Origin of the sequence: Microbulbifer sp. JSM ZJ756, from assembly GCF_044383805.1 — a bacterium.
Classification (GTDB): domain Bacteria; phylum Pseudomonadota; class Gammaproteobacteria; order Pseudomonadales; family Cellvibrionaceae; genus Microbulbifer; species Microbulbifer zhoushanensis.
The window spans coordinates 221,862-245,703 of record NZ_JBISER010000009.1; the positions used below are offsets into that span (position 1 = coordinate 221,862).

The following is a 23,842-nucleotide window of genomic DNA, read 5'->3' on the forward strand; positions in this document are numbered from 1 at the left end:
CGCAGCCCGCCTGCAGGCAGGCGCCCGGGAGCGGCCATCGCGCCGGTGGGCGCGAAGACGCAACTCGGGCGGGCGCGGCAATGGGCATCAGACAAGAACAATGTCGTACTGCTCCTGGTTGTAGATGGGCTCCACCTGGAACTGGATCGGGCGATCGATAAACTCCTCCAGGTCGGCGACGTTGGCCGATTCCTCATCGAGGAGCAGGTCGATCACCACCTGGCTGGCCAGCACCATGATCTTTTCACTGTCATAGGCCCGGGCCTCGCGAATGATCTCGCGGAAAATCTCGTACACCACCGTCTCGGCACTTTTCAGGGTGCCGCGGCCCTCGCACACCGGGCAGGGCTCACAGAGGATCTGCCCCAGGGATTCCCGCGTGCGCTTGCGTGTCATTTCCACCAGGCCCAGTTCGGACACCCCGGTAATACTGGTCTTGGCGTGGTCGCGCTCCATGGATTTCTCCAGGGTGCGCAGCACCTGGCGCTGGTGCTCGGCCTCTTTCATATCGATAAAGTCGATGATGATGATGCCGCCCAGGTTGCGCAGCCGCAGCTGGCGGGCGATGGCAGTGGCCGCCTCCAGGTTGGTCTTGAAGATGGTCTCTTCCAGGTTCCGGTGCCCCACGAACGCACCGGTATTCACATCGATGGTACTCATCGCCTCGGTCTGTTCAACGATCAGGTAGCCACCGGACTTCAGGGTCACCTTGTTCTGCAGCGCCTTGCGGATTTCCTCCTCGACACCGTAGAGGTCGAACAGCGGGCGCTCGCCGGGATAGTGCTCCAGGCGACCGGCGATCTCCGGGGCGTATTTGCCGGAAAATTCCGCCGCGCGGACGTGGGCCTCGCGCGAATCAATACGGATCTTTTCCGTGTGCGGGCGGGCCAGGTCGCGCAGGGCGCGCATGAACAGGGGCAGGTCCTCGTAAATCACCGAGGGCAGCGGGCGCGAGCGGATACGCTGTTCCAGCTCGGACCACAGCTTGTAAAGAAACGGGATATCCCGCAGCAGCTCCTCTTCACTGACGCCCTCGGCAACAGTGCGCAGGATAAAGCCGCCATCGCCGGACTGGCCCTCGTCCGCCAGCTTGGCCGCAGCCTGCTCCACCAGCTCCCGCAGGCGCTCGCGCTCGCCCTCGTCCTCGATACGGTTGGAAATGCCGATATGGCGGGTCTGGGGCATGTAGACCAGGTAGCGGGCCGAGACGCTCAGGTGGGTAGTGAGGCGCGCGCCCTTGGTGCTGATCGGATCCTTGACCACCTGCACCACCAGTGACTGGCCCTCGCGCACCAGTGCGCGGATGTCCGCCACCTCGGCCTCGCGTGATTCCATGCCCTCCTCGTCCAGGGGGGCGATATCGGAGGCGTGGATAAAGCCGGCGCGCTCCAGGCCGATGTCGACGAACGCCGCCTGCATGCCCGGCAGCACGCGCACTACCTTGCCCTTGTAGATATTGCCGACAATACCGCGGCGCGCACTGCGCTCCAGGTAGACCTCCTGCAGCACACCGTTTTCCACCAGCGCCACCCTGGTTTCGGTGGGAGCTACGTTGATCAGCAGTTCCTCGCTCAAGATGCCTCCCCGGCCTGCCAGTATGGGATTCCGGTTTCTTCGAGCATCGGCACCAGCGCCTCCAGGGGCAAGCCCACCACATTGCTGTAGCTGCCACTGATGGCCTCAACCAGCACCGCACCCAGGCCCTGGATACCGTAACCGCCGGCCTTGTCGACAGGCTCCCCGGTCTCCCAGTAGGCCTCGACTACATCGTCGCGCAGCGGGCGCAGGCGCACCCGGGTTTCCTCCACCCGGCTCAGGCTGCGATCGCCCCGGCAGAGGCAGATGGCGGTGAGCACCGAGTGCTCGGAAGCTGAAAGTGTCGCCATCATGCAGCGAAAATCATCGAAGTCCCGGGGTTTTTCCAGAACATTTTCACGTGACACAACCACGGTATCCGCCCCCAGGACCCAGGTCCCGGCATCGCCCTGGGCGGCAAATCCGGCCGCAGCCTTCTCGCACGCCAGCCTCAGGACATAGTCGCGGGGTGCCTCCCCGGCAGCCCTGACTTCGGGAACGTCAGTCTTGGCCCGGGTGAACGGCACCCCAATCTGCGCCAGCAATTGCGCGCGGCGCGGGGAGCCGGAAGCAAGGATCAATCTGCTGTGTTCGGCGGTATCTGGCACGGTACTGCTTTATTGTTGGTGAATCAGCCGCTGATTATAGCGGTATCGCTCGAAAAATGAGCATTTCTTTACCGGACTTAACCAAAAATGTGACGTGGAGGCCGGTTCACGCACCCCGGTTTCTACGGGCTTCAGCGCACCTGCAGGCGACCGGCCATGCGGTCGAGCCAGGGCGTGACCAGTGGCCACAGCAGGGCTGTGGTGAGTGCCGGCCAGAGAAAAGTCAGGCCGGGCACAGGCTTACCCGCCAGGCTGTGTACCCAGTTGCCCACCACCTGGTGAATACCCACCAGCACAAACACCCACATGAGCTGCTGGGCCGGGTTGAAGGCGCGGGTGCGCTGGTAGGTCAGCAGGCTGAAATAGGCCAGCGCCCCGAGCGCCAGGGCGTGGGTACCCAGCACCGAGCCGGTGACGAAATCCTCCAGCAGCCCGACCAGCCAGGCAAACCCCACCCCCAGGCTCTGTGGCATGCGGTTGATCCAGAAGATCACCAGCAGCGCCATGAAGGCGGGCCGGAACCAGAGCCACTGGTACGGCAGCGGCATCACCGAAAGCAACAGGGCCACCAGCACCGTCGCGGCAATAAACCAGCGATTATTCGGTTCCAACGGCCTCATCCCCTTCGGTGATCACCGCCAGCACGAAACGACTGCGGTTCATGCGGCCGCGCGGCTGCACCTCCACATCGGCGAAGGCGCGACCGGGATCCCGCTCGACGGAAATCACCTCGCCCACCGGGTAGCCCGACGGGAAGCGCCCCCCCAGGCCGGAACTCAGGAGCAGGTCACCCTCCCGCACGTCGCTGGTATTGGCCACATGGCGCAGCTTGAGGCGGTAGAGATCACCGGTGCCCTCGGCCACAGCGCGCACACTGTTGCGCAGCACCTGCACCGGCAGGGCGTGGCTGGCGTCGGTAATCAGCAGGACGCGGCTGGCACCGGGGCCCGCCTCGATCACCTGTCCCAGCAGGCCGCTGGCATCCATGATCGGGGTACCCAGGCGCACGCCGTCATCACGCCCCTTGTCGATCACCAGCACATGCTCCAGGGGGTCCGGCGACACGCCGATAATCTCGGTAACGAGCACCCGCTCATCCACCGACTCGGCGGAGTTCATCAATTCCTTCAGCTGGGTATTTTCCGCCCTGGCGGCGGCAAGCAGCTGGCTGCGCTGCTCCAGCAGCAACACCTGGCGCCGGAGGCGGCTGTTCTCCTCCTCCAGCTCATCGCGCGAACGCAACTGGTCCCCGGCCCACTCGCCCATCCGGGCGGGCGCATCGGTAATCCAGTAGAAGGGTTCCGCCAGGCTGGCCACGCGGTCGCGTACCGGCTGCAACCAGTCGGTATAGATATTGACGACGATGAGCGCGGCCGCCACCAGGCCCAGGACCAGGATGCGGGATTCCGGCGACGGGCCGCGGGTAAATAGCGGTTTAATGGGTAACCCCCATTAACAGGTCAGTTTGCTTTGTTGTTATCGATATCGGGTACAAGGGGTGCCGAACTCAGTTCGACACCAGGTACAGGCGGCTCTTGTCCATCATGTCCAGTGCCTTGCCGCCACCGCGGGCAACGCAGGTGAGGGGGTCGTCGGCGACGATCACCGGCAGGCCGGACTCTTCCATCAGCAGGCGGTCCAGGTCGCGCAGCAGCGCACCGCCACCGGTCAGCACCATACCGCGCTCGGCGATATCGGAAGCCAGCTCGGGCGGGGACTGCTCCAGCGCGCTCTTAACTGCCTGCACGATACCGGTCAGGGGCTCCTGCAGGGCCTCGAGGATCTCGTCGGAATTCAGGGTGAAGCTGCGCGGCACGCCCTCGGCCAGGTTGCGGCCACGCACGTCAATCTCGCGCACCTCGCTACCGGCGTAGGCACAGCCGATCTCTTCCTTGATGCGCTCGGCAGTGGCATCGCCGATCACGCTGCCGTAGTTGCGGCGCACATAGTTCACGATCGCCTCATCGAAGCGGTCACCGCCGATCCGCACGGAATCGGAGTAAACCACGCCGTTGAGGGAGATGATGGCGATCTCGGTAGTGCCACCACCGATATCCACCACCATGGAGCCGCTGGCCTCCTCCACGCGCAGGCCGGCACCGATGGCCGCAGCCATGGGCTCCTCAATCAGCCAGACCTCGCGCGCACCGGCGCCCATGGCCGATTCGCGGATCGCACGGCGTTCCACCTCGGTGGACTGGCAGGGCACACACACCAGCACACGCGGGCTGGGGCGCATCCAGCTGTGCTCATGCACTTTCTTGATGAAGTGCTGCAGCATTTTCTCGGTGACCTGGAAATCGGCGATCACACCATCCTTGAGCGGGCGAATGGCAGTGATATTGCCCGGGGTCCGGCCGAGCATGCGCTTGGCCTCGACACCGACGGCCTCGACAATTTTCTGGCCGTTGTAGTGGCGAATGGCAACGACGGAGGGTTCGTCGAGCACGACCCCGCGATCGCGCACGTAGATCAGCGTGTTGGCGGTTCCCAGGTCGATGGAGAGATCACTGGAGAACATGCCCCGCAAACGTTTAAACATGGAATTCGATTACCTTGTACTAATAGCAACGGCGCCCCGGGCGGGCGCTGTCAGCGCAGACTCAAGCATGCTGTGTAAAGCTTATTTAGTCAGCGCGAATAATTCTGAGTTCCGGGCCGCATTATCCGAAATGATCGCAGGCCCCTGGCTCTCCCGACACCCACCCGTCGGAAGCTGGCACACAGTCCACCGCCAGAATCGGCAAACTCTAACAACGGCGGGGGTTCAGGGCAAGGCTGAATCCGCCTGAATACCGCAATAGGCCGAACTGGCGCGGCCCCGCCACGCAACGTTCGGTGCCCGTTTATGAGAATCGTGGCCGCCTGTGCTAAATTTGCGTCCCTCCTGCCCCGCTTTGGAGTCCGGTTTACCGGTCACCGGGCAGTCCCCATTCCATCCAAGCTGGAGCCCCGATTGTCATGGCCGTGGACAAGCAAACCGTAGAACAGCTGGCCGAGCTGGCCCGCATCGCCATTTCAGAGGAAACCGTTGACGAGGTCGGCAAGCGCCTGGGCAATGTCCTGCAGCTGGTCGACCAGTTGCAGTCTGTGCATACCGAGGGCGTCGCGCCGATGGCCCACCCCCTCGACGAGGTACAGGTGCTGCGGCCGGATGCGGTTACCGAGCCGGACCAGCGCGAGGCCTTCCAGGAACTGGCACCCCAGGCGGAACAGGGCCTCTACCTGGTTCCCAAGGTAATCGACTGACTGATCCCTGGCCACCACCCGCAAAGAGACAACACACCGGGAATACCATGCACCAGTTAACCATCGCCGAAATCATTCGCGGCCTGCGCGAACGCGAGTTCTCCAGCGTCGAGATCACCCGCCAGTTGCTCACCCGCATCGAACAGCTGGACGGCGACCTGAACAGCTTTATCACCGCCACCCCCGAGCAGGCACTGCAGCAGGCCGGGGCCGCCGACCAGCGCCTGGCGGCCGGCGACGCGCCGCTCCTGTGTGGCGTGCCCATTGCCCACAAGGACATTTTCTGTACCCACGGGGTGCGCACCAGCTGCGGCTCGAAGATGCTGGACAACTTCGTGCCGCCCTACGACGCCCACGTGGTGGAACAGCTCCAGGCCGCCGGCGCGGTGAGCCTGGGCAAGACCAACATGGACGAGTTCGCCATGGGCTCCTCCAATGAAACCAGCTTCTACGGTCCGGTAAAGAACCCCTGGAACCCGGAGCATGTACCCGGCGGCTCCTCCGGCGGCTCCGCTGCGGCTGTGGCGGCACAGCTGGTACCGGGCGCCACTGCCACCGACACCGGCGGCTCCATCCGCCAGCCGGCGGCCCTGACCGGCACCACCGGCCTCAAGCCCACATACGGCCGGGTCTCCCGCTGGGGCATGATCGCCTTCGCTTCCAGCCTCGACCAGGGCGGCCCCATTGCCCGTACCGCCGAGGATGTGGCCCACCTGCTGACCGCCATGGCCGGCCACGATCGCCGCGACTCCACCAGCCTGGACCGGCCGGTGCCGGACTTTGCCGCCTCCCTCAACGACGATATCCGCGGCCTGCGAATCGGCGTGCCAAAGGAGTATTTCAGCGAGGGGCTGAACGCGGAGGCCGCGGCGCGGGTACAGGATGCCCTGAAGGAATACGAGAGACTGGGTGCGCAGCTGGTGGAAATCAGCCTGCCCCATACCCACCTGGCCGTACCAGCCTATTACGTCATCGCACCGGCGGAGGCCTCCGCCAACCTGTCGCGCTTTGACGGCGTGCGCTATGGCTATCGCTGCGAAAACCCCGCCGACCTGCGTGACCTCTACATGCGTTCCCGCGGTGAGGGCTTCGGCGAGGAGGTTAAGCGCCGCATCCTGGTGGGCGCCTACGCTCTGTCCGCCGGCTACTACGACGCTTACTACAACAAGGCCCAGCAGGTGCGCCGCCTGATCAAGCAGGACTTTGTGCAGGCCTTCGAACAGGTGGACGTAGTGATGGGCCCAACAGCGCCCAACCCCGCTTTCCGCCTGAACGAGAAAACCGACGACCCGGTGGCCATGTACCTGGAAGATATCTACACCATTTCCGCCAACCTGGCGGGACTTCCGGCCATGTCCCTGCCCTGCGGGCAGGCAGGCGGCCTGCCGGTGGGCCTGCAGATTATCGGCAACTACCTCGACGAGGGGCGCATGCTCAACGCTGCCCACCAGTTCCAGCAGGCCACTGACTGGCACCGCGCGACCGCGCCCTTTGCACAAGCGGCAGGAGAACAGTAAATGGAATGGGAAGTCGTCATCGGGCTGGAAGTCCACGTCCAGCTCGCCACCGAATCGAAGCTCTTTTCCGGGGCCAGCACCCGCTTTGGTGCGGCGCCGAACACCCAGGCCTGCGCCATCGACCTGGCCATGCCGGGCACCCTGCCGGTGCCCAACAAGGAGGCGTTCCGCCACGCGGTGATGTTCGGCCTGGCCATGAACGCCGAGATCGGCCGGCGCTCCATATTCGAGCGCAAGAACTATTTCTACCCGGACCTGCCCAAGGGCTACCAGACCACCCAGCTGGCGGAACCCATCGTCGGGCCCGGTGAGATCGAGATCCACCTGGAAGACGGCAGCAGCAGGAAGGTGCGCCTGCACCATGCCCATCTGGAGGAGGACGCCGGCAAGTCCCTGCACGAGGACTTTCATGGTATGTCCGGTATCGACCTGAATCGCGCCGGCACACCCCTGATCGAGATTGTCTCGGAACCGGACCTGCGCAGTGCCGCCGAGGCCGTGGCCTACCTGAAAAAGCTGCACAGCATCGTTACCTACCTGGGCATCTCCGACGGCGACATGTCCCAGGGCTCCATGCGCTGTGATGCCAATGTCTCGGTGCGCCTCAAGGGCGAGAAAGAACTTGGCACCCGCACCGAGATCAAGAACGTCAACTCCTTCCGCTTCGTGGAGCGGGCGATCAAGGTGGAGGCGGAGCGCCAGATCGACCTGCTCGAGGACGGCGGCACCGTGACCCAGGAAACACGCCTGTACGATGCCGATAAAAACGAGACGCGCTCCATGCGCAGCAAGGAAGTGGCCAACGACTACCGTTACTTCCCCTGCCCCGACCTGCTGCCGGTGGAACTGTCCGAGGACTACATCGAGCAGCTGCGCGGCGAGCTGCCGGAACTGCCGGATGCCAAGAGTGCGCGCTTTGCCAGCGAGTATGGGCTGTCCGCCTACGACGCCGACCAGCTGACCCAGGAACGCGTACTCGCGGATTACTTCGAAACCGTGGCCGGGAAATCGGGAGAGCCCAAGCTGGCCGCCAACTGGATGATGGGTGAGCTCGCAGCACTGCTGAATCGCGAGGAGAAATCCATCGACCAGTCACCGGTCAGCGCCGAACAGCTGGCGGGCCTGATTGCGCGCATCGTGGACGGCACCATCTCCAGCAAGATTGCCAAGCAGGTGTTCGAGGCCATGGCCAATGGCGAGGGCGATGCCGATACGGTGATCGAGCAGCGTGGCCTGAAGCAGGTTTCCGATACCGGTGCGATCGAGCAAATGATCGACGAGGTAATCGCCGGCAGTGCCAAGCAGGTGGAAAATTACCGCAATGCCGACGAGGCCAAGCGCCCGAAAATGATGGGCTACTTTGTCGGCCAGGTGATGAAAGCCTCGAAGGGCCAGGCCAACCCGCAGATGATCAACAAGATCCTCAAGGACAAGCTGGACGCCCTGCTCTGATCGCCAGCCGCATTTCCCTTTACGTGGCCATGGGCCGCTCCTGCGGGTAGGACCCCGTAACCCGGGTTAACTACCATTGCCCGTAGGAGCGGCCGCTGGCCGCGACAACCCTGAGTCCGGCGCAGTGCGCTGCGCTTATTGCGCCCTACGCCGCGCCCAGTGCCTGCGACTCACCCTCGCTCCATCTCGCGGCCAGCGGCCGCTCCTACGCATTGCTTTCCGGCAGACACAACTTTCCGTAGGAGCGGCCCATGGCCGCAAAACACCTCCACCGAAAAATACACCCCCCACTCCGGTCACAAAAATTCGCCCCACCCTCTGGACAAAAGGGACGCAAGTCAGGAAATTAAGGACCAGCAAGCAATAACAAAGATAACAACGGAGAGATACAAGCGATGACAGAAAGGCGCCCTAGCTATACCCGCGGCGAGGCCAGCCAGCCGCTGATCGAGACGACCATCGGCGATACGCTGGATGAAACCGCCACGCGCTTCCCGGACAACGATGCCCTGGTGGTGCGCCATCAGGGCATCCGCTGGAGTTACCGGGAATTCGTGCAGCAGGTGGACACCTGCGCGCGCGCCCTGCTGGCCATCGGAATCGGCAGGGGCGACCGGGTGGGAATGTGGTCCCCCAACAATGCCCAGTGGACTACGCTGCAGTTCGCCACTGCCAAGATCGGCGCCATCCTGGTAAACATCAACCCCTCCTACCGCCTGCACGAACTCGAATACGCCCTCAACCATTCCCAGGCCCGCATGCTGGTGATCGCCGAGCAGTTCAAAGCCTCCGACTACACAGGCATGCTCTATGAGCTGGCACCGGAGCTGAAGACCTCGCCCGCCGGGAAACTGCGCTCCGCCAGGCTGCCGCACCTGGAGATCGTGGTGAATCTGGCCGGGAATGTCCACGACGGCATGTGGCGCTGGGATGACCTGCTGCTGGAATCATCGCAGGTCGATCAAGCCCGGCTGGCAGGGGTCCAGGCGTCACTGCACTGCGAAGACGCCATCAATATCCAGTACACCTCCGGCACCACCGGTTTCCCCAAGGGCGCCACCCTGTCCCATCGCAATATCCTCAATAACGGCTTTTTCGTCGCCGAGAGCATGGGACTCACCGAGCGCGACCGGCTGGTAATCCCGGTGCCGCTGTACCACTGCTTCGGCATGGTGATGGGCAACCTGGGCTGTGTCACCCACGGCGCCACCATGATCTACCCGGGGGAGGCTTTCGAGGCGAAAGCGGTCCTGGAGACAGTGGCGGAAGAACGCGCCACCGCCCTCTACGGCGTCCCCACCATGTTTATTGCCGAACTGGACCATCCGGACTTTGCCCACTACGACCTCAGCTCCCTGCGCACCGGCATCATGGCCGGCTCCATCTGCCCCGCCGAGGTGATGAAGGCGGTCAATCACAAAATGCATATGCAGGAAGTGCAGATCGCCTACGGCATGACCGAAACCAGCCCGGTGTCGACCCAGACCGCCGCCGACGATCCCTTCGACAAGCGCGTCACCACGGTCGGCCGCACCCAGCCCCACCTGGAATCCAAAATCATCGACCCCGCATCCGGCGAGACCCTGCCCCGTGGCGAGGTGGGCGAGCTGTGTACCCGTGGCTACAGCGTGATGCTGGGCTACTGGAACAACGAGGAAGCCTCCCGCAACGCCATCGACAGCGACAAATGGATGCGTACCGGCGACCTGGCCACCATGGACGAGGATGGCTATATCCAGATAGTCGGGCGCATCAAGGATATGGTGATCCGCGGGGGCGAGAATATTTACCCGAAAGAGGTGGAGGAATTCCTCTACACTCACCCGGCGATCGCCGATGTGCAGGTGACCGGTGTCCCCGACAGGAAATACGGTGAGGAGCTTGTCGCCTGGGTCCAGCTGCGCGCCGATGCCGGCGAGGTAACCGAGGAGGAATTGCGCGAGTTCTGCAGGGGTAAGATCACCCACTTCAAGATTCCGCGCTATTTCCGCTTTACCGACAGCTTCCCGATGACCGTCACCGGCAAGATACAGAAATTCCGCATGCGGGAAATTTCCACCAGGGAACTGGGCCTAGAGGCCTGACACTTACAGGGCGCGGCCAGTGTCCGCGCCCTGCCCCTGGCCATTGCCGCCCCCCTGCAATTCCCGTAGCCCCCACCAATAGCCCACACCAATAGCCCCGTACCCGTCGCCGGCTGCGATTCTCGGGTAGTATGGGTTTTTACTGCGGCCAGCCTGCCGGCGGGACAGCCGCGGAAACCAGTTCCCGAATACAGGTGCACCATGAAAACCATAACAAGAGTCATCTTCTTCACCATTGCCACCCTGGTGACACTGGCAGCAGCGCCGCTGTCCGCGAATGACTTCCCCTCCTTAAGCGACCTGCGCACGGCCCTGGAGAGCGGTGAGAAAACCTCAGCCCAGCTGGTGCGTGAATACCGTCACCGGATCGAGAGCTACAATGAGCGCCTCAACGCGGTGACCCAGTTGAGTGACAACGCGCTGCAGGAGGCCGAACGGCTCGATCGCCTGCGCAGTGCGGGTACCGTACTCGGGCCACTACATGGTATTCCGGTGCTGCTCAAGGACAATATCGATACCGGCGACGGCATGGCCAACACTGCAGGCTCCTGGCTGCTGCGGGAGAACATCCCCGCAGACGATGCCTTCCTGGTGCGATCCCTGCGCAAGCAGGGCGCCATCATCCTGGGCAAGGCCAACCTGAGTGAGTGGGCCAACTTCCGCTCCACCTCCTCCTCCAGCGGCTGGAGTGCTGTCGGCGGCCAGACACGCAACCCCTACGACCTGAGTCGCTCGCCCTGCGGCTCCAGCTCCGGCTCCGCCGTTGCGGTGGCGGCCGGCCTGGTACCGCTCGCCGTAGGCACGGAAACAGACGGCTCGGTAACCTGCCCCGCCGCGATCAACGGGGTGGTGGGCATCAAACCCACCCTGGGCCTGGTCAGTCGCGACGGCATAATCCCCATATCAGCCCACCAGGACACCGCCGGGCCCATGGCCACCACCGTCGAGGGTGCGGTCGCGCTACTGGATGCGATGGTAGGTGAGGACCCGGGCGACCCCGGCAGCATCCCCGCGCGCGGCCCCTACCGCCGGCACCTGAACGCGAACGGCCTCGAGGGGCTGCGTATCGGGATCGTCCGCAACCTCACCGGCTACAGCCCCAAGACGGACGCTGTCTTTGAGCAGGCTCTGGAAACCCTGCGCGCACAGGGCGCCACCCTGGTCGACAATACCAATATCGACACCCTGGGCGACATACATGCGAAGGAGTTTGACCTGCTGGCGTGGGAGTTCAGGGATGCCCTGGCCGAGTACCTGGAAACCACGCCGGTCAAGGCCAGGTCACTGGATGCCCTGGTGGCGGCCAACAAGCGCGCACGGGACCGGGAGCTACAGCACTTTGGCCAGGAAATTTTCATCAAGGCACAGGAATCCCGCGGCCGCCAGGAACCGGGTTTTGCCGAGGAGGTGGCACGACTCAAGACACTGGCCGGGGAACAGGGTATCGATGCCCTGCTCAAGGAACACGACCTGGACCTGCTGGTGGCGCCCACCACCAGTCCGGCCTGGAAGATTGACCTGGTCAACGGCGACCACTACCTGGGCTCGGCATCCACACCGGCCGCAGTTGCTGGCTATCCCCACATCACTGTGCCGATGGGCTTTGTCCGCCACCTGCCGGTAGGCCTCTCGTTCTTCTCCGGTGCCAACCGGGAGGACATCCTGATTGCGGCTGCGTACAATTATGAACAGGCCAGCGGGGCGCGCCGGGCACCGGAAATTCCGGCAGGAACCCCGCGAGGCGAATAGCCCGGGCGGTACTGCACCCGCCCCACCCGATCCAACATGCACCAACTAAGGAACAGATTGTGACCCTGAAGAAAGACAAGCAGAAAGTCCTCGGTGAGGTATTCGATGAAGAGCGTATTGCCGGGTTTCTTGAGGGCGAGGCACCGGAAGGCATGGAGCGGGATTTCTACCTGCTGGAGCGAGCCTACCGGGGTATGAAAGCGGAAAGCTTCGCCACATTCGTGCGCCTGTTCCGGGAGCAGGACCGCAACCTGGACAGTGTCGGCCCCGACGGCAAAACGCTGCTGCAAAAAGTGGCCGGCCATCGCCAGAGTGAAGAGTACGCGCACATCCTGCGCGATGCCGGCGCGGTCGAATAAGTCACAGGCAACAGGGAACACCCGATGACTTCCAATCCCACCCATGGTGTCGACGCACTGATCCAGGGAGCACGCCTGTTGGGACGGCGCGAGCTGCGGCCATTTATCATCGTGCCACTACTGATCAACCTGGTCCTGTTTATCGCCCTCACCGCCGTCATGCTGTCGCAGCTGGGCGGACTGTCGGACTACCTCGGCAGCCTGCTGGCACACGAGCCGGTCGACACCGAGAAGATGTCCTGGTGGCGGGCGATACTGGCGCAAGGTGCCGCCTGGGCGGCCAATGTTTTCCAGTGGCTGGCGTGGCTGATCGCCATTGCCGTGGTGATCCTCTTCCTCTTCGTGTACGGCTACCTGTTCGGCATTATCACCAATATCATTGCCGCACCGTTTAACGGTTTCCTGGCGGAAAAGGTCGAGGAGCTGCTCACCGGCCAGGCGCCACCGGCAGAGCCGATGGTAAGCATGGTCTGGCGCACTATCGGCCGCGAACTGCGCAAGCTGATGTACTTTGTCGGCTGGGGCCTGGTGATCTTTGTCATCGCCATGCTCACCAGCTGGACGGTGTTTATCCCGGCGATCCTGGGCGGGCTCTGGGGTGCCTGGTGCATGGCGATCCAGTACGTCGACTACCCGCTGGATAACCACCAGCGTCCCTTCGACGAACTGAAGAGTGTGCTGCTGCGACGCAAACTTTCCAGCCTCAGTTTTGGTGGAGCGGTGATGCTGGCCAAGATGGTGCCGGTCCTGAACATCTTCGTGATGCCGGCGGCCGTGGCGGGGGGCACGGTCCTGTGGGTGGATCGCCTGCGACGCCACGGCGACCCCGGTGCCGACCGCCTGCTTACCGAGGAGGACAGGCACCCCTGAAACCTGCATACCGGCCCGCGTTACTCAGGTGCCCACAAAGGCCGCCATCGGGCGCCGGTGGTACCAGCGGGCCGCCAGTACACTGGAAACCAGCACCATCAGGGTCACCACGCCGGCGGTTATCCCCAGGTATTCCGATGTAATCGAGCCGGCTATTCCCGGCTCGGGCATCACCCCGGTGGGCTGGTAACTGGCCGCCGTCATCCCGGTATAATGCATCCCGCACACCGCTACCGCCATCACCAGCGAACTGCCGATTTTCTGCCAGCGACCGCGCATCACAAACGCCATCCACAGCGCGGCATAGGCTGCGACCACCGCAATCACTACGGAAATGATCATGATATTGAGGTCATACTTGATGCTGGCCGGCATCAGCATGGCCTCCATGCCCGAATAGTGCATACCTGCCACCCCTGCCCCCATAAATACCGAGGCCGGGATCAGCCGGTCAAACATAAATTTACCCGTGCCGACAATCGCCAGTCCCAGGGCGCATGCCGCCACCGCCACCAGCACGGAGCCGATAGTGCCGGCCACGTCATAGGCCATGGGCATTTCGGTCTGCAGGGCCAGCATGCCGACAAAGTGCATCGACCAGATGGCCCCGCCCCCCATCGCCAGCCCCGCCACCAGGATGGCGCGACGCCGGTCATTCCCTGTCACCGCCTCGGGTATGGCGGTCACCAGCTGCAATGCGGCGAAGGAACCAAGGGCGGAGATAAGGTAAGAGAGCAATACCAGCAGGGGATCGTATTCGGTGGACATGGCAGCCTCATTGTCATTATTGGGTCGCATGGCCATTTTCGGGCCATTTCCAGAGACTACGGCCACCAATGTGAAACAGATCACACAGCATCAACAGACTTCAATGAGGAAAGTGCCACTAATCGCCTGTGGGGGCGACCGCTGGCCGTGACAGGAAAGGCGGGATGAGGGACAGGCCGGGGAGCAGCGCTCACTGGCACGGCGGGGCGTGTAAGCCGGGGCAGGAAATTCAGGCGCTGACGCCGTCCCGGCATTCACCCCGCACTTCACCACCGAAAGCGTGCTCGGTGCGCTCAAGCTCGAAGAAGCCATCGCGACAGAATCCGGTCTCGGCCAGCTTCTGCTGCAACATGCGGTCGAATTGCAGGCGATCACTGAGCGGCCGCACCCGGTTGCGCGGCTGCTGGATCATGCCCTGCTGGGCCATGCGGCTGCGATTCACCCCGCTGGCAGTCGCCGGCCGGGGGATGTCATTGCGCATCACCTCAAGTGAGTAGGTGAACCGCTTGGCGCCATTGCGGGCAATCTCCGTATGGAAGGATTCTTTCAGGCCCGGCACTGGCAAGGAGCGCTCGCTGGCACAGGCTGCGGCCAGTAGCGGTACCAGCAGGAGCAGGGAACGGCGCACCAGGCGGTTGTCCTTTTTCTTCATACTGTGGATTCCCAAACCGTAAAACGACCAGGTACCTGCGGACAGGCCCGTGCGGGCCACCAGGACAGGGACCGGTTACTTGAAGACTACCGTTTTATTGCCGTGAATAAAAACCCGCTCTTGCAGCACCAGCTGCAGGGCCCGGCTCAGCACCGACTTCTCCACATCACGCCCTGCCGCCGCCATGCCATCGGCAGAATAGGCGTGGTCCACATGAATCACATCCTGCTCGATGATGGGCCCCTCATCCAGGTCGTCGGTGACAAAGTGGGCGGTGGCGCCGATGATCTTCACCCCGCGCTCGAAAGCCTGCTGGTAGGGCCGCGCCCCGATAAACGCCGGCAGGAAGGAGTGGTGGATATTGATAATGCGACCGCGATAGCGGGCGACAAAGTCCGGCGTCAGCACCCGCATATACTTGGCCAGCACCAGGTAATCCGGACCGTAGCTGTCCACCAGCTGCACCATCTGTTCTTCATGCTGGTTGCGCTCCAGCCCGCCTGCAGGCAGGCAGTGGAAGGGGATATCGAACTTCTCCACCAGGGCGCCCAGGTCCGGGTGATTGCCAATCACCGCGGCGATCTCCACATCCAGTGCTCCGGCATAGCACTTCATCAGGATATCCCCCAGGCAGTGGGGCTCGCGGGTGACCATCAGTACCAGGCGCTTGCGCCCGCTGGGAACCAGCTTCCGTACCGCACCCGCCGGCAGCGCCATATCCAGGTCTTCCAGCAGGGTGGAGTCGTTGAAATTGCCCTCCAGCGCGGTGCGCATAAAGAAACGCCCCTGCACCCGGTCCACATATTCATCGTTCTTGATGATATTGAGCTGGTGCTTGTAGCAGATGTTGGTGATTTTCGCGATCAATCCCTTGGCATCCGGGCAATCGGTTAGCAGTATCTTCTTTTCCATGGTCGAAATTCAGGCCAAATATCCAGTGCAGAGACTATACACTACCGGGTTAACGTGAATCACACCTTGCTCACCAGGGAGAACCATGGACAAGAAACTCTACGCCACGCATATGGCCACGCTCCGCCAGCGCTATGACAGCATCCTGGAGGAAACCGGCTTTGACACCCTGAACGTATTGAGTGGCCGGCCCAAGGTGCAATTCCTGGACGACAACTACTACCCGTTTCGCGTCAACCCGCAGTTCAAGGCCCTGGTGCCGGTCACCGATAACCCCCACAGCTGGGTCATCTACCGCCGCGGGCAGAAGCCGAAACTGCTCTTTTATCGCCCGGTGGACTTCTGGCACTACGTGCCGCCGGCGCCGCAGACCTTCTGGAGTGACGAGTACGAGATCGAGTTGCTGAGCAAGCCCGATGAGGCGAAACAGTTCCTGGATGCCAGTAATGCCGCCTTTATCGGCGAAACCGACGGGGTGGAAGACTGGAATACCGGTACCGCCAACCCGGAAGAATTGCTGGCACGGCTGCACTGGGCGCGGGCTTACAAGACACCCTATGAGATGACCTGCCTGCGGGAAGCCAACCGTATCGCAGTGCGGGCCCACCGCGCCGCCGAGGCAGCCTTCCGCGATGGCGCCAGCGAGTTCGAGATCAACCTGGCCTACCTGAACGCTGCCGGCCAGGGCGAGAACCAGATGCCCTACGGCAATATTGTCGGCCTCAATGAACACGCCGCAATCCTGCACTACACCCACCTGTCCACCGAGCGCCTGCCGGAAGCGGAGCGCCGCAGCTTCCTGATTGATGCCGGTGCCGACTGCAACGGTTTCTGTGCGGACATCACCCGCAGCTATGCCTACCGCGACGGCGAGTACGCCGAGCTGGTGGCGGCCATGCACGAAAAAGAACAGGAGCTGGTGGCCGGCCTCAAGCCCGGCGTCCCCTACCCGGACCTGCATCGCGACTGCCACCAGAAAATTGGTGAGCTACTGGAGCAGTTCGGGGTGATCAAGTGCTCCGCCGGCGCCGCCGCTGAATCAGGCCTCACCGCCACCTTCATGCCCCACGGCCTGGGCCACTTCCTGGGCCTGCAGGTACACGATGTGGGCGGCCACCAGAGCGCACCGGAGGGAGGCACCACCCCACCACCGGAAAAATACCCGTTCCTGCGCACGACCCGCATCGTGGAAGCCAACCAGGTCTTCACCATCGAGCCCGGCCTGTACTTTATCGACAGCCTGCTGGGCGACCTGAAGGACACCGGGCTGGCCGCCGAGGTGCACTGGGACAAAGTGGAGGAGCTGCGCCCCTTCGGCGGCGTGCGCATCGAGGACAACGTAGTCGTGCACGAGAATCGTGTCGAGAATATGACACGGGACTGTTACGGCGAGTAAGGAGCTGTATCGCGCGGAGCCCGGGCTCCGCGCGTCCTCCCGCACAATTCCCAGCCTTCATTCACTTTCATCGCCCCGCCTGGCGCACTCAGGCATGAAAAGCAGAACTTCTGGCACGCCTTTCTTTCCTGTAAGAGAAAGTATTCCCCCTCGCTTGCCTTCCCGGTAGAAAAATTTCAATCTTGACCCGCCAATAAAAGCAAAGGGTCCAGGACCATGAAAATTCCAGCTTTTACCGCGCTCCTGGCCGCTGCCCTGCTGGGCGCGGCGAGCCAAGTGCACGCAGATGTCATCGAGTATGTTATCTACAACAAGGAAGGTATTGCCGGCACCAGCACAATTGAACGGGATGGCGAACAGGTTTCCGGAAAGCTCAAGCTGGGTTGGAACAACCGGCGACTGGAGCTCAGGGAGGAATTCACCGTCGGTACCGGCGCCATGCCGGAGCAGCTCCACATCGAGGGTATCAGCCCCTTTGGCGCGCCGGTCGACGAAACCTTCTCACTCCAGGATGGCGTAGCCAACTGGAACAGCACCGACGAGCGCGGCAGCGCCAAATCCCCCTCGCCCCAGTTTTTCATCCCCAAGAGCACGTCCCTTGGCGTACAGAACCAGCTGGTTAAGGCCCTGCTCGAAGACGGGGACCGAACTGTTGACCTCCTGCCGCAGGGCCAGGCCCGGCTGAATGAACTGGACCAGCTCACCCTGGCCGAGGGAGACCGGGAGCAGAAGCTTTACCTGTACGGCATTTCCGGCCTCGGCCTGACCCCGGAACTGGCCTGGTATGACGACCAGGGGGACCTATTCGCACTCGACGATGGTGGCTGGTTCGCAATCCTGCGCAAGGGCTGGGACAAGTCCCACCTGGAACAGCTCAAGGAGCGCCAGATTCGCGCCGCGGATCACTACCTCCAGGAGCTGTCAGGCAAGCTCACACTGAAATCCGACACCCCCATCCTGATCAGCAATGTTGACCTTGTTGATGTGGAAGCGGGCCAGCTTCGCAAGGGAAAGCATGTCCTGGTCGAGAATGGCAAGATCAGCCGCATCAGTAACACACCAATACGCATACCGGGCATTACCCGTATCAATGCCAGGGGCATGACCCTGATGCCCGGGCTCTGGGATATGCACGGCCACCTGTCGCCGCAGGACGGCGTGCTGAATATGGCCGCCGGCGTGATCAACGTCCGTGATATCGGCAACACCCATGAAAACATCATGCGGATCGAGAAACTGTACGATTCCGGCAAGGTAATTGGCGGGGATGTGTATCGCGCCGGCTTTATGGACCGTGACAGCGAGAATGCCATGCGCATGGGCAAGACTGCCTCCAGTCTTGAACACGCGAAGGAAATAGTCGACTGGTATGCCGATCGCGGCTATATGCAGATCAAGACTTACAGCTCCATGGAGCCCGAGTGGATAGCGCCCCTCGCCAAGTATATCCACAGCAAGGGATTGCGACTGTCAGGGCATATTCCCGCGTTTATGACCGCGGAGGAAGCGGTGGATGCGGGCTTTGACGAAATCCAGCATATCAACATGCTGTTCCTCAACTTCATGGGCTCAATCGACACCCGCAAGAAATTACGCTTTACCGAAGTAGGTGAGCACGCCCACGAGCTCGACCTGGAAAGTGAGGAGGTCGCAGCATTCCTGGACAAGCTCGCCCACAAGGGCACGGTGGTGGATGCAACCACAACAGTATTCAGTTCGATGCTGCTGCGCCAGCCGGGCAAAATGGATCCGGAATACGCGAACATCGCCGATAACCTGCCCATCAATGTGCGCCGAAACTTTATCGGCGCCGAGCTCGATGTAAAACCTGAACATCGCCATGATTATGACCTGTCCGCACAGGCCCTGCTGGAGATGATGCGCAAACTGCACGAGCACAAGGTCCCCATGGTGGCGGGCACCGACGGACTGCCGGGCTTTACCCTGCTGCGCGAGCTGGAACTCTATGCCAAGGCCGGCATTCCCAATGCCGATGTGCTGCGCACTGCTACCGTAAATCCAGCGAAGGTGGTGGGCAAGCTCCAGACCAATGGCACCATCTCGGTGGGCAAGGACGCCGACCTGGTATTGCTCGACGGCAACCCCCTGGAAGATATCAGTGCACTGCGGCGCACGGCGCTGGTGATCGAGGGACAGAACCTCTATCGCCCGGACGAGCTCTATCGGGCCATGGGCATCAAGCCCTTCCACGAGTCGATTCCGGTGCGGCTCGGTGGTGCTGTGGATATCGCCACCAACTAGTTTTAGCCACTTCCACCAGGATGGGCGGGCCGCCGGCCCGCCCGCTCCCCCGCGGCCAGAGATTACGCCACAGGGCCGTTGGCACTTTTACGCGAGGTCTTTCACCTCAAGTTGCGCCCGCACTGTCCGCGCTGCCTCAACCATGTTCAAAAGCGACGTCCCCACCTCGGCCCAGTCACGGGTTTTCAGGCCACAGTCCGGGTTAACCCACAGCTTTTCCGGCGGGATTACCGCCACCAGTTTCTGCAATCGGTCCACCAGCTCCTGCCGCTCCGGTACATTGGGAGAATGGATATCGTAAATGCCAGGCCCGATTTCATTCGGGTAGCCGCCATTGGCACCGGCGAAAGCCTCCAGCAACCGCAGGTCTGAGCGGGCCGACTCGATGGTGATGACATCCGCATCCAGCGCCACAATCGCGTCCATAATGGTGTTGAAATTGCTGTAACACATATGGGTGTGGATCTGGGTTTCCGGCTTTACCGTCGCACAGGTAAAGCGGAAACAACCCACAGCCCAGTCAAAGTAGGACCGGTGATCGGACTCGCGCAACGGCACACCCTCGCGCAGGGCGGGCTCGTCGATCTGGATAATGCCGATGCCCGCCTTTTCCAGGTCCAGCACCTCCTCGCGCAGTGCGCGGGCAATCTGCAGGCAACTTTCACCGCGCGGGATATCCTCCCGCGGGAAGGACCAGTTGAGGATGGTCACCGGGCCGGTCAGCATGCCCTTCACCGCCTTTTTCGTCAGCGACTGAGCATAGCGACTCCACTCCACAGTCATGGGGCTGGGGCGGGAAATATCGCCGAAGATAATCGGCGGTTTGACACAGCGGGAGCCATAACTCTGCACCCAGCCATTGCCAGTGTGGACAAAACCGTCCAGCTGCTCGCCGAAGTACTCCACCATGTCATTGCGCTCAGCCTCACCGTGCACCAGCACATCCAGGCCCAGGATTTCCTGGCGACGCACCGCCTCGGCAATTTCCGCGCGCAGGTGATCCAGGTATTCCTGTCGGCTGATATCTCCCGCACGGTACTGTCGGCGAATCTGGCGCAACAGGTCAGTCTGCGGAAAAGAGCCGATGGTGGTGGTGGGTAACAGGGGAAGCTGCCAGCGCCGGGCCTGCAGTGGCGCGCGCTCGCTATATGGTTGCGCGCGCCAGGTGTTCTCCAGCCCTGCCGGCACATGGGCTTCCCCACCGCCAATGCTCGCACCCGCGGCCGCATCACCCGGTGTAACCGGCTCACCCGAATGCAGGGCCTCCTGCAGCTGGCGCAGCTCGTCGAGCTTTTGCCGCGCATAGGCGAGCCGTTGGCTCTGCTCAACCGGCAGTGCCTTTTCCGTGTCCAGGTCCACCGGGCAGTGCAACAGGGAGCAGCTGGCAGACAGCCACAGGTTATCCCCCAACTCCCGCGCCAACGGGGCCAGCCGGCCCTGCCAGCCAACGAGGTCAGTCCGCCAGATATTGCGGCCGTTTACCAGCCCCACTGAAAGCACCTGTCCGCCGCTGCGGGCGGCAACCGCCTGGCCGACCTCTTCCGGTGCCCGTACCGCATCGATATGAACACCCTGCACCGGCAGGCCGAAGGCCAGCGACAGGTTTTCCCGCAGAGGGGAGAAATACGTGGCCAGCAGTTTTTTCGGGCCCTGCCCTTCAGCCAGCGCTGCGTAGGCCGGCGTAAAGGCATCGCGCCAATCCCCCGGCAGGTCCAGACCCAGGATCGGTTCATCCAGCTGTACCCATTCCACGCCGGCCTCTGCCAGCTGCTGCAATAGCTGCCGGTACAGGGGCAGCAGTCGTGGCAAAAGCTCCAGCCGGTCCCCGGCCGCACGCCCCAACCACAGGTAAGTGAGCGGCCCGATCACCACGGGTTTCGGTTGAAAGCCCAGGTCACGGGCCTCTGCCACCTCCGCCAGCAACCACTCACTGTCGAGCGAAAACTGCTGCCCGGCCTCGAACTCCGGCACCAGGTAGTGGTAATTGGTATCAAACCATTTCGTCATGGCGCTGGCAGCCACCGGCTCGCCACCCGGTGCACGGCCACGCGCCATACGGAAGTACTGGTCAAGCTTGCTGTCCGCCGCACCCACGGTAAACCGCTGTGGCACAACGCCGAACATCAGGGAGTGATTCAGTACCTGGTCATACCAGGCGAAATCCCCCACGGTTACCTGGCCCAGGCCTGCCTCGGCCTGCACCTCCCAGTTCCCGCGACGTACCACTGCCCCGGCTTCCAGTAGCTGTTCCTGCGCCACCTCTCCACGCCAGTAGGCTTCCAGTGCCCGCTTCAGCTCGCGATTGGCGCCAATGCGCGGATAACCGAGAATATGTGTCTGTGCCATTACGTTTCCCTCATGTGCTTGTTCTTTTGCCATTCGCTGATACTTACTCTTGCCGTCATCACGGCAGTGAGCCTGCATCTGCCCGGGCGCACACAAGGTGCGCCCCTACATGCCCCGCTCTGTTTCCCCCTGTTCCGGCAAATCCCCTGAACTTCGTGACCCCGGCTCGAGCCGGGTGACGAGGGCGGGAGAGTCATCTTGCCGGGAAAGCCGGACCCATCGCGGCCATTGGCCATAGCGAAGCGCCCTGTAGCCGGCCATCAGCCGAGGCGCGAAACCGAGGGTTGATTCTGCGATCCATGTGATATTCAATCAATTTCATATTTCTTGCCTAGAACATGAATATTTCTAAAGATGATTGAATTACGCCAGCTAAAGGCCCTGACGGTGCTGCGGGAGACCGGCAGCATGGTTCGCGCTGCGGAGCGAATGCACCTGACCCAGTCCGCCCTCTCCCACCTGTTCCGGGAGATGGAAGACCGCCACGAACAGGCGTTGTTTGTGCGCAAATCCCGGCCGCTGCGCTTTACCAGCGCCGGCCTGCGCCTGCTGCAACTGGCGGACGATGTGCTGCCACGGGTGGCAGTGGCGCAGCGGGACCTGGCCCGGCTGGCCTCGGGCCAGGCAGGGCGGCTCAATATCGCCATCGAGTGCCACAGCTGTTACCAATGGCTGATGCCTACCCTGGACACCTACCGGGACAACTGGCCCGAGGTGGAACTGGACCTGTCCAGTGGCTTTCACTTCGCCCCGTTGCCGGCCCTGACCCGGGGAGACCTGGACCTGGTGGTAACCTCCAACCCGGACCCGGAGCTCCACGGCCTCCACTACGCCCCGCTGTTCAGTTTCGAAATGGTGCTGGCCGCCAGTCGCAAGCACCCGCTGGCGGCAAAGAAGTGGGTGACGCCGGAAGACCTGGCCGGCGAAGTGCAGATCACCTATCCCGTGGAGCGTGAGCGGCTGGATATTTTCCAGCACTTCCTGGATCCCGCCGGTGTGGAGCCGGCAGATGTGCGCACGGCTGAGCTCACGGTAATGATGTTGCAGCTGGCGGTCAGCGGCCGCGGTATCTGCGCCCTGCCCAACTGGGCCCTGCACGAATACCTGCAAAAAGGCCTGATTGCACAGCTACGCCTGGGAGAACAGGGTTTGTGGAGCACGCTCTACGCGGCAGTCAGGGAAGAGATGCTGGGGCAGGCCTATCTGGCGGACTTTCTGCAAACCGCAAGGGATACCTGCTTTGCCAACCTGAACGGTGTTCGCGCTGCAGAAAACGGGGGGCACAGCCTTTAAACGAGAATCGCAAGCAGAACTACTGGAAAGAACAGTAATCAGGGGCTGGAAGCATAGGGGAGGCAGCAACGTCCTGGACCACCTGTCGACCGACAGGGGATTCACGCGGAAGTAGAAAACACGGTAATCTTTCACAAAGACTAAACCGGTATTCAGGGAGAGATATTATGACCGACACCATCCCCCAGAAATGGCACCCCTTGAGCCGTGGACTCCACTGGCTGATCGCCATCCTGTTCCTGTGCGCCTGGGCTTCGGTCGAACTTCACGAAGGGTACGACAAGGAAGATCCCATGCGTAGCTGGTGGATGGTGCTGCATTTCTCGATCGGGCTGAGTGTGCTGGTGTTCGCGATCGCCCGCATCTACTTCCGGGCCATCTACCCCCGCCCGGAACTCTACGGCGGGCGCTGGCAACGCAAGCTCTCACAGCTTGTGGAAAGCCTTTTCTACGTCATCATGCTGGCCATGCCGATCACCGGGATGGCCATGCGGCAATTCGCCGGCAAGGAAACCACGGTTTTCTGGCTATTTGAAATACCCACACTGGTAGAAGAGAACAGCGACATCGCCAAGCAACTGGCCTTCTTTCACAAGGAGCTGATCTGGAACGCCTTCCTGGTGCTGCTGGTGCTGCATATTGCCGGCGCCCTGTGGCATCACTTCGGCAAGCGGGACGGGACGCTGCGGCATATGTTGCCGTGGGGAAAGAGCTGACAATTCTTACTGGCGCAGCCCGGCCATAAAGCCG

General features: G+C 62.4%; 20 protein-coding genes. 11 read left to right on the plus strand and 9 right to left on the minus strand.

All coding sequences use genetic code 11. From position 1 onward, the window contains the following. Positions 1-87 precede the first annotated feature (87 nt). From rng to ACH6CX_RS15250, 5 genes are all read right to left on the minus strand, one after another. Positions 88-1,575, minus strand: coding sequence for a ribonuclease G (rng, locus tag ACH6CX_RS15230; RefSeq protein WP_232941250.1), 1,488 nt, complete (start codon positions 1,573-1,575; stop codon positions 88-90). After that, positions 1,572-2,183, minus strand: a complete 612-nt coding sequence (locus ACH6CX_RS15235; RefSeq protein WP_396675779.1) for a Maf family protein — start codon at positions 2,181-2,183, stop codon at positions 1,572-1,574. The genes rng and ACH6CX_RS15235 overlap by 4 nt, the downstream gene beginning before the upstream one ends. 131 nt (positions 2,184-2,314) lie before the next feature. Further along, a complete protein-coding gene (mreD, locus tag ACH6CX_RS15240; RefSeq protein ID WP_237063411.1) occupies positions 2,315-2,794 on the minus strand; it encodes a rod shape-determining protein MreD in 480 nt (159 codons plus the stop codon). After that, complete coding sequence (gene mreC, locus ACH6CX_RS15245; protein ID WP_255701183.1) at positions 2,781-3,623, minus strand: rod shape-determining protein MreC; 843 nt, start codon at positions 3,621-3,623, stop codon at positions 2,781-2,783. The genes mreD and mreC overlap by 14 nt, the downstream gene beginning before the upstream one ends. 67 nt (positions 3,624-3,690) lie before the next feature. Beyond that, entirely contained in the window at positions 3,691-4,725 is a 1,035-nt protein-coding gene (locus ACH6CX_RS15250; RefSeq protein WP_091507849.1) for a rod shape-determining protein, read from the minus strand. Between the two features lie 419 nt (positions 4,726-5,144). Between ACH6CX_RS15250 and gatC the strand changes: the two genes are divergently transcribed. The 7 genes from gatC (at position 5,145) to cysZ (ending at position 13,463) form a co-directional block, all read left to right on the plus strand. Further along, positions 5,145-5,432, plus strand: coding sequence for an Asp-tRNA(Asn)/Glu-tRNA(Gln) amidotransferase subunit GatC (gene gatC / locus ACH6CX_RS15255; RefSeq protein ID WP_232941246.1), 288 nt, complete (start codon positions 5,145-5,147; stop codon positions 5,430-5,432). A gap of 47 nt (positions 5,433-5,479) precedes the next feature. Then, entirely contained in the window at positions 5,480-6,949 is a 1,470-nt protein-coding gene (gene gatA, locus ACH6CX_RS15260) for an Asp-tRNA(Asn)/Glu-tRNA(Gln) amidotransferase subunit GatA (protein WP_396675782.1), read from the plus strand. Then, a complete protein-coding gene (gene gatB / locus ACH6CX_RS15265) occupies positions 6,950-8,401 on the plus strand; it encodes an Asp-tRNA(Asn)/Glu-tRNA(Gln) amidotransferase subunit GatB (RefSeq protein WP_396675784.1) in 1,452 nt (483 codons plus the stop codon). A 395-nt stretch (positions 8,402-8,796) separates the two neighbouring features. Next, entirely contained in the window at positions 8,797-10,485 is a 1,689-nt protein-coding gene (locus tag ACH6CX_RS15270) for an AMP-binding protein (RefSeq protein WP_396675786.1), read from the plus strand. A gap of 201 nt (positions 10,486-10,686) precedes the next feature. After that, positions 10,687-12,234 carry an amidase gene (locus ACH6CX_RS15275; protein ID WP_396675788.1) on the plus strand — a complete coding sequence of 516 codons (1,548 nt, stop codon included), beginning with the start codon at positions 10,687-10,689 and terminating at the stop codon, positions 12,232-12,234. Positions 12,235-12,293: 59 nt separating this feature from the next. After that, positions 12,294-12,593: a PA4642 family protein gene (locus ACH6CX_RS15280; protein WP_232941241.1), complete on the plus strand. Its 300-nt coding sequence runs from the start codon at positions 12,294-12,296 to the stop codon at positions 12,591-12,593. A 24-nt stretch (positions 12,594-12,617) separates the two neighbouring features. Continuing rightward, positions 12,618-13,463: a sulfate transporter CysZ gene (cysZ, locus tag ACH6CX_RS15285; RefSeq protein WP_396675790.1), complete on the plus strand. Its 846-nt coding sequence runs from the start codon at positions 12,618-12,620 to the stop codon at positions 13,461-13,463. A 24-nt stretch (positions 13,464-13,487) separates the two neighbouring features. Here cysZ and ACH6CX_RS15290 read toward each other — a convergent pair whose 3' ends face one another. From ACH6CX_RS15290 to purU, 3 genes are all read right to left on the minus strand, one after another. Then, positions 13,488-14,261: an MHYT domain-containing protein gene (locus tag ACH6CX_RS15290; RefSeq protein ID WP_396675792.1), complete on the minus strand. Its 774-nt coding sequence runs from the start codon at positions 14,259-14,261 to the stop codon at positions 13,488-13,490. A gap of 199 nt (positions 14,262-14,460) precedes the next feature. Continuing rightward, positions 14,461-14,883: a hypothetical protein gene (locus ACH6CX_RS15295; RefSeq protein ID WP_232941238.1), complete on the minus strand. Its 423-nt coding sequence runs from the start codon at positions 14,881-14,883 to the stop codon at positions 14,461-14,463. 75 nt (positions 14,884-14,958) lie between these two features. Further along, entirely contained in the window at positions 14,959-15,795 is an 837-nt protein-coding gene (gene purU, locus ACH6CX_RS15300) for a formyltetrahydrofolate deformylase (RefSeq protein WP_396675794.1), read from the minus strand. An 85-nt stretch (positions 15,796-15,880) separates the two neighbouring features. On the opposite strand from purU, the gene pepQ reads away from it, so the two are divergent. Next, positions 15,881-17,191, plus strand: coding sequence for a Xaa-Pro dipeptidase (pepQ, locus tag ACH6CX_RS15305; RefSeq protein WP_396675796.1), 1,311 nt, complete (start codon positions 15,881-15,883; stop codon positions 17,189-17,191). A 216-nt stretch (positions 17,192-17,407) separates the two neighbouring features. Beyond that, entirely contained in the window at positions 17,408-19,453 is a 2,046-nt protein-coding gene (locus ACH6CX_RS15310; RefSeq protein ID WP_334078782.1) for an amidohydrolase family protein, read from the plus strand. Between the two features lie 87 nt (positions 19,454-19,540). On the opposite strand, the gene metE is transcribed toward ACH6CX_RS15310, so the two are convergent. Next, complete coding sequence (metE, locus tag ACH6CX_RS15315; RefSeq protein WP_396675798.1) at positions 19,541-21,799, minus strand: 5-methyltetrahydropteroyltriglutamate--homocysteine S-methyltransferase; 2,259 nt, start codon at positions 21,797-21,799, stop codon at positions 19,541-19,543. Between the two features lie 354 nt (positions 21,800-22,153). On the opposite strand from metE, the gene ACH6CX_RS15320 reads away from it, so the two are divergent. Together ACH6CX_RS15320 and ACH6CX_RS15325 are read left to right on the plus strand one after the other, a co-directional pair. Beyond that, the gene (locus ACH6CX_RS15320) at positions 22,154-23,092 is read left to right on the plus strand and encodes a LysR family transcriptional regulator (protein ID WP_396675800.1); all 939 of its coding nucleotides are present in this window, start codon (positions 22,154-22,156) and stop codon (positions 23,090-23,092) included. 167 nt (positions 23,093-23,259) lie between these two features. Beyond that, a complete protein-coding gene (locus ACH6CX_RS15325; RefSeq protein ID WP_237063429.1) occupies positions 23,260-23,808 on the plus strand; it encodes a cytochrome b in 549 nt (182 codons plus the stop codon). Positions 23,809-23,842 lie beyond the last annotated feature (34 nt).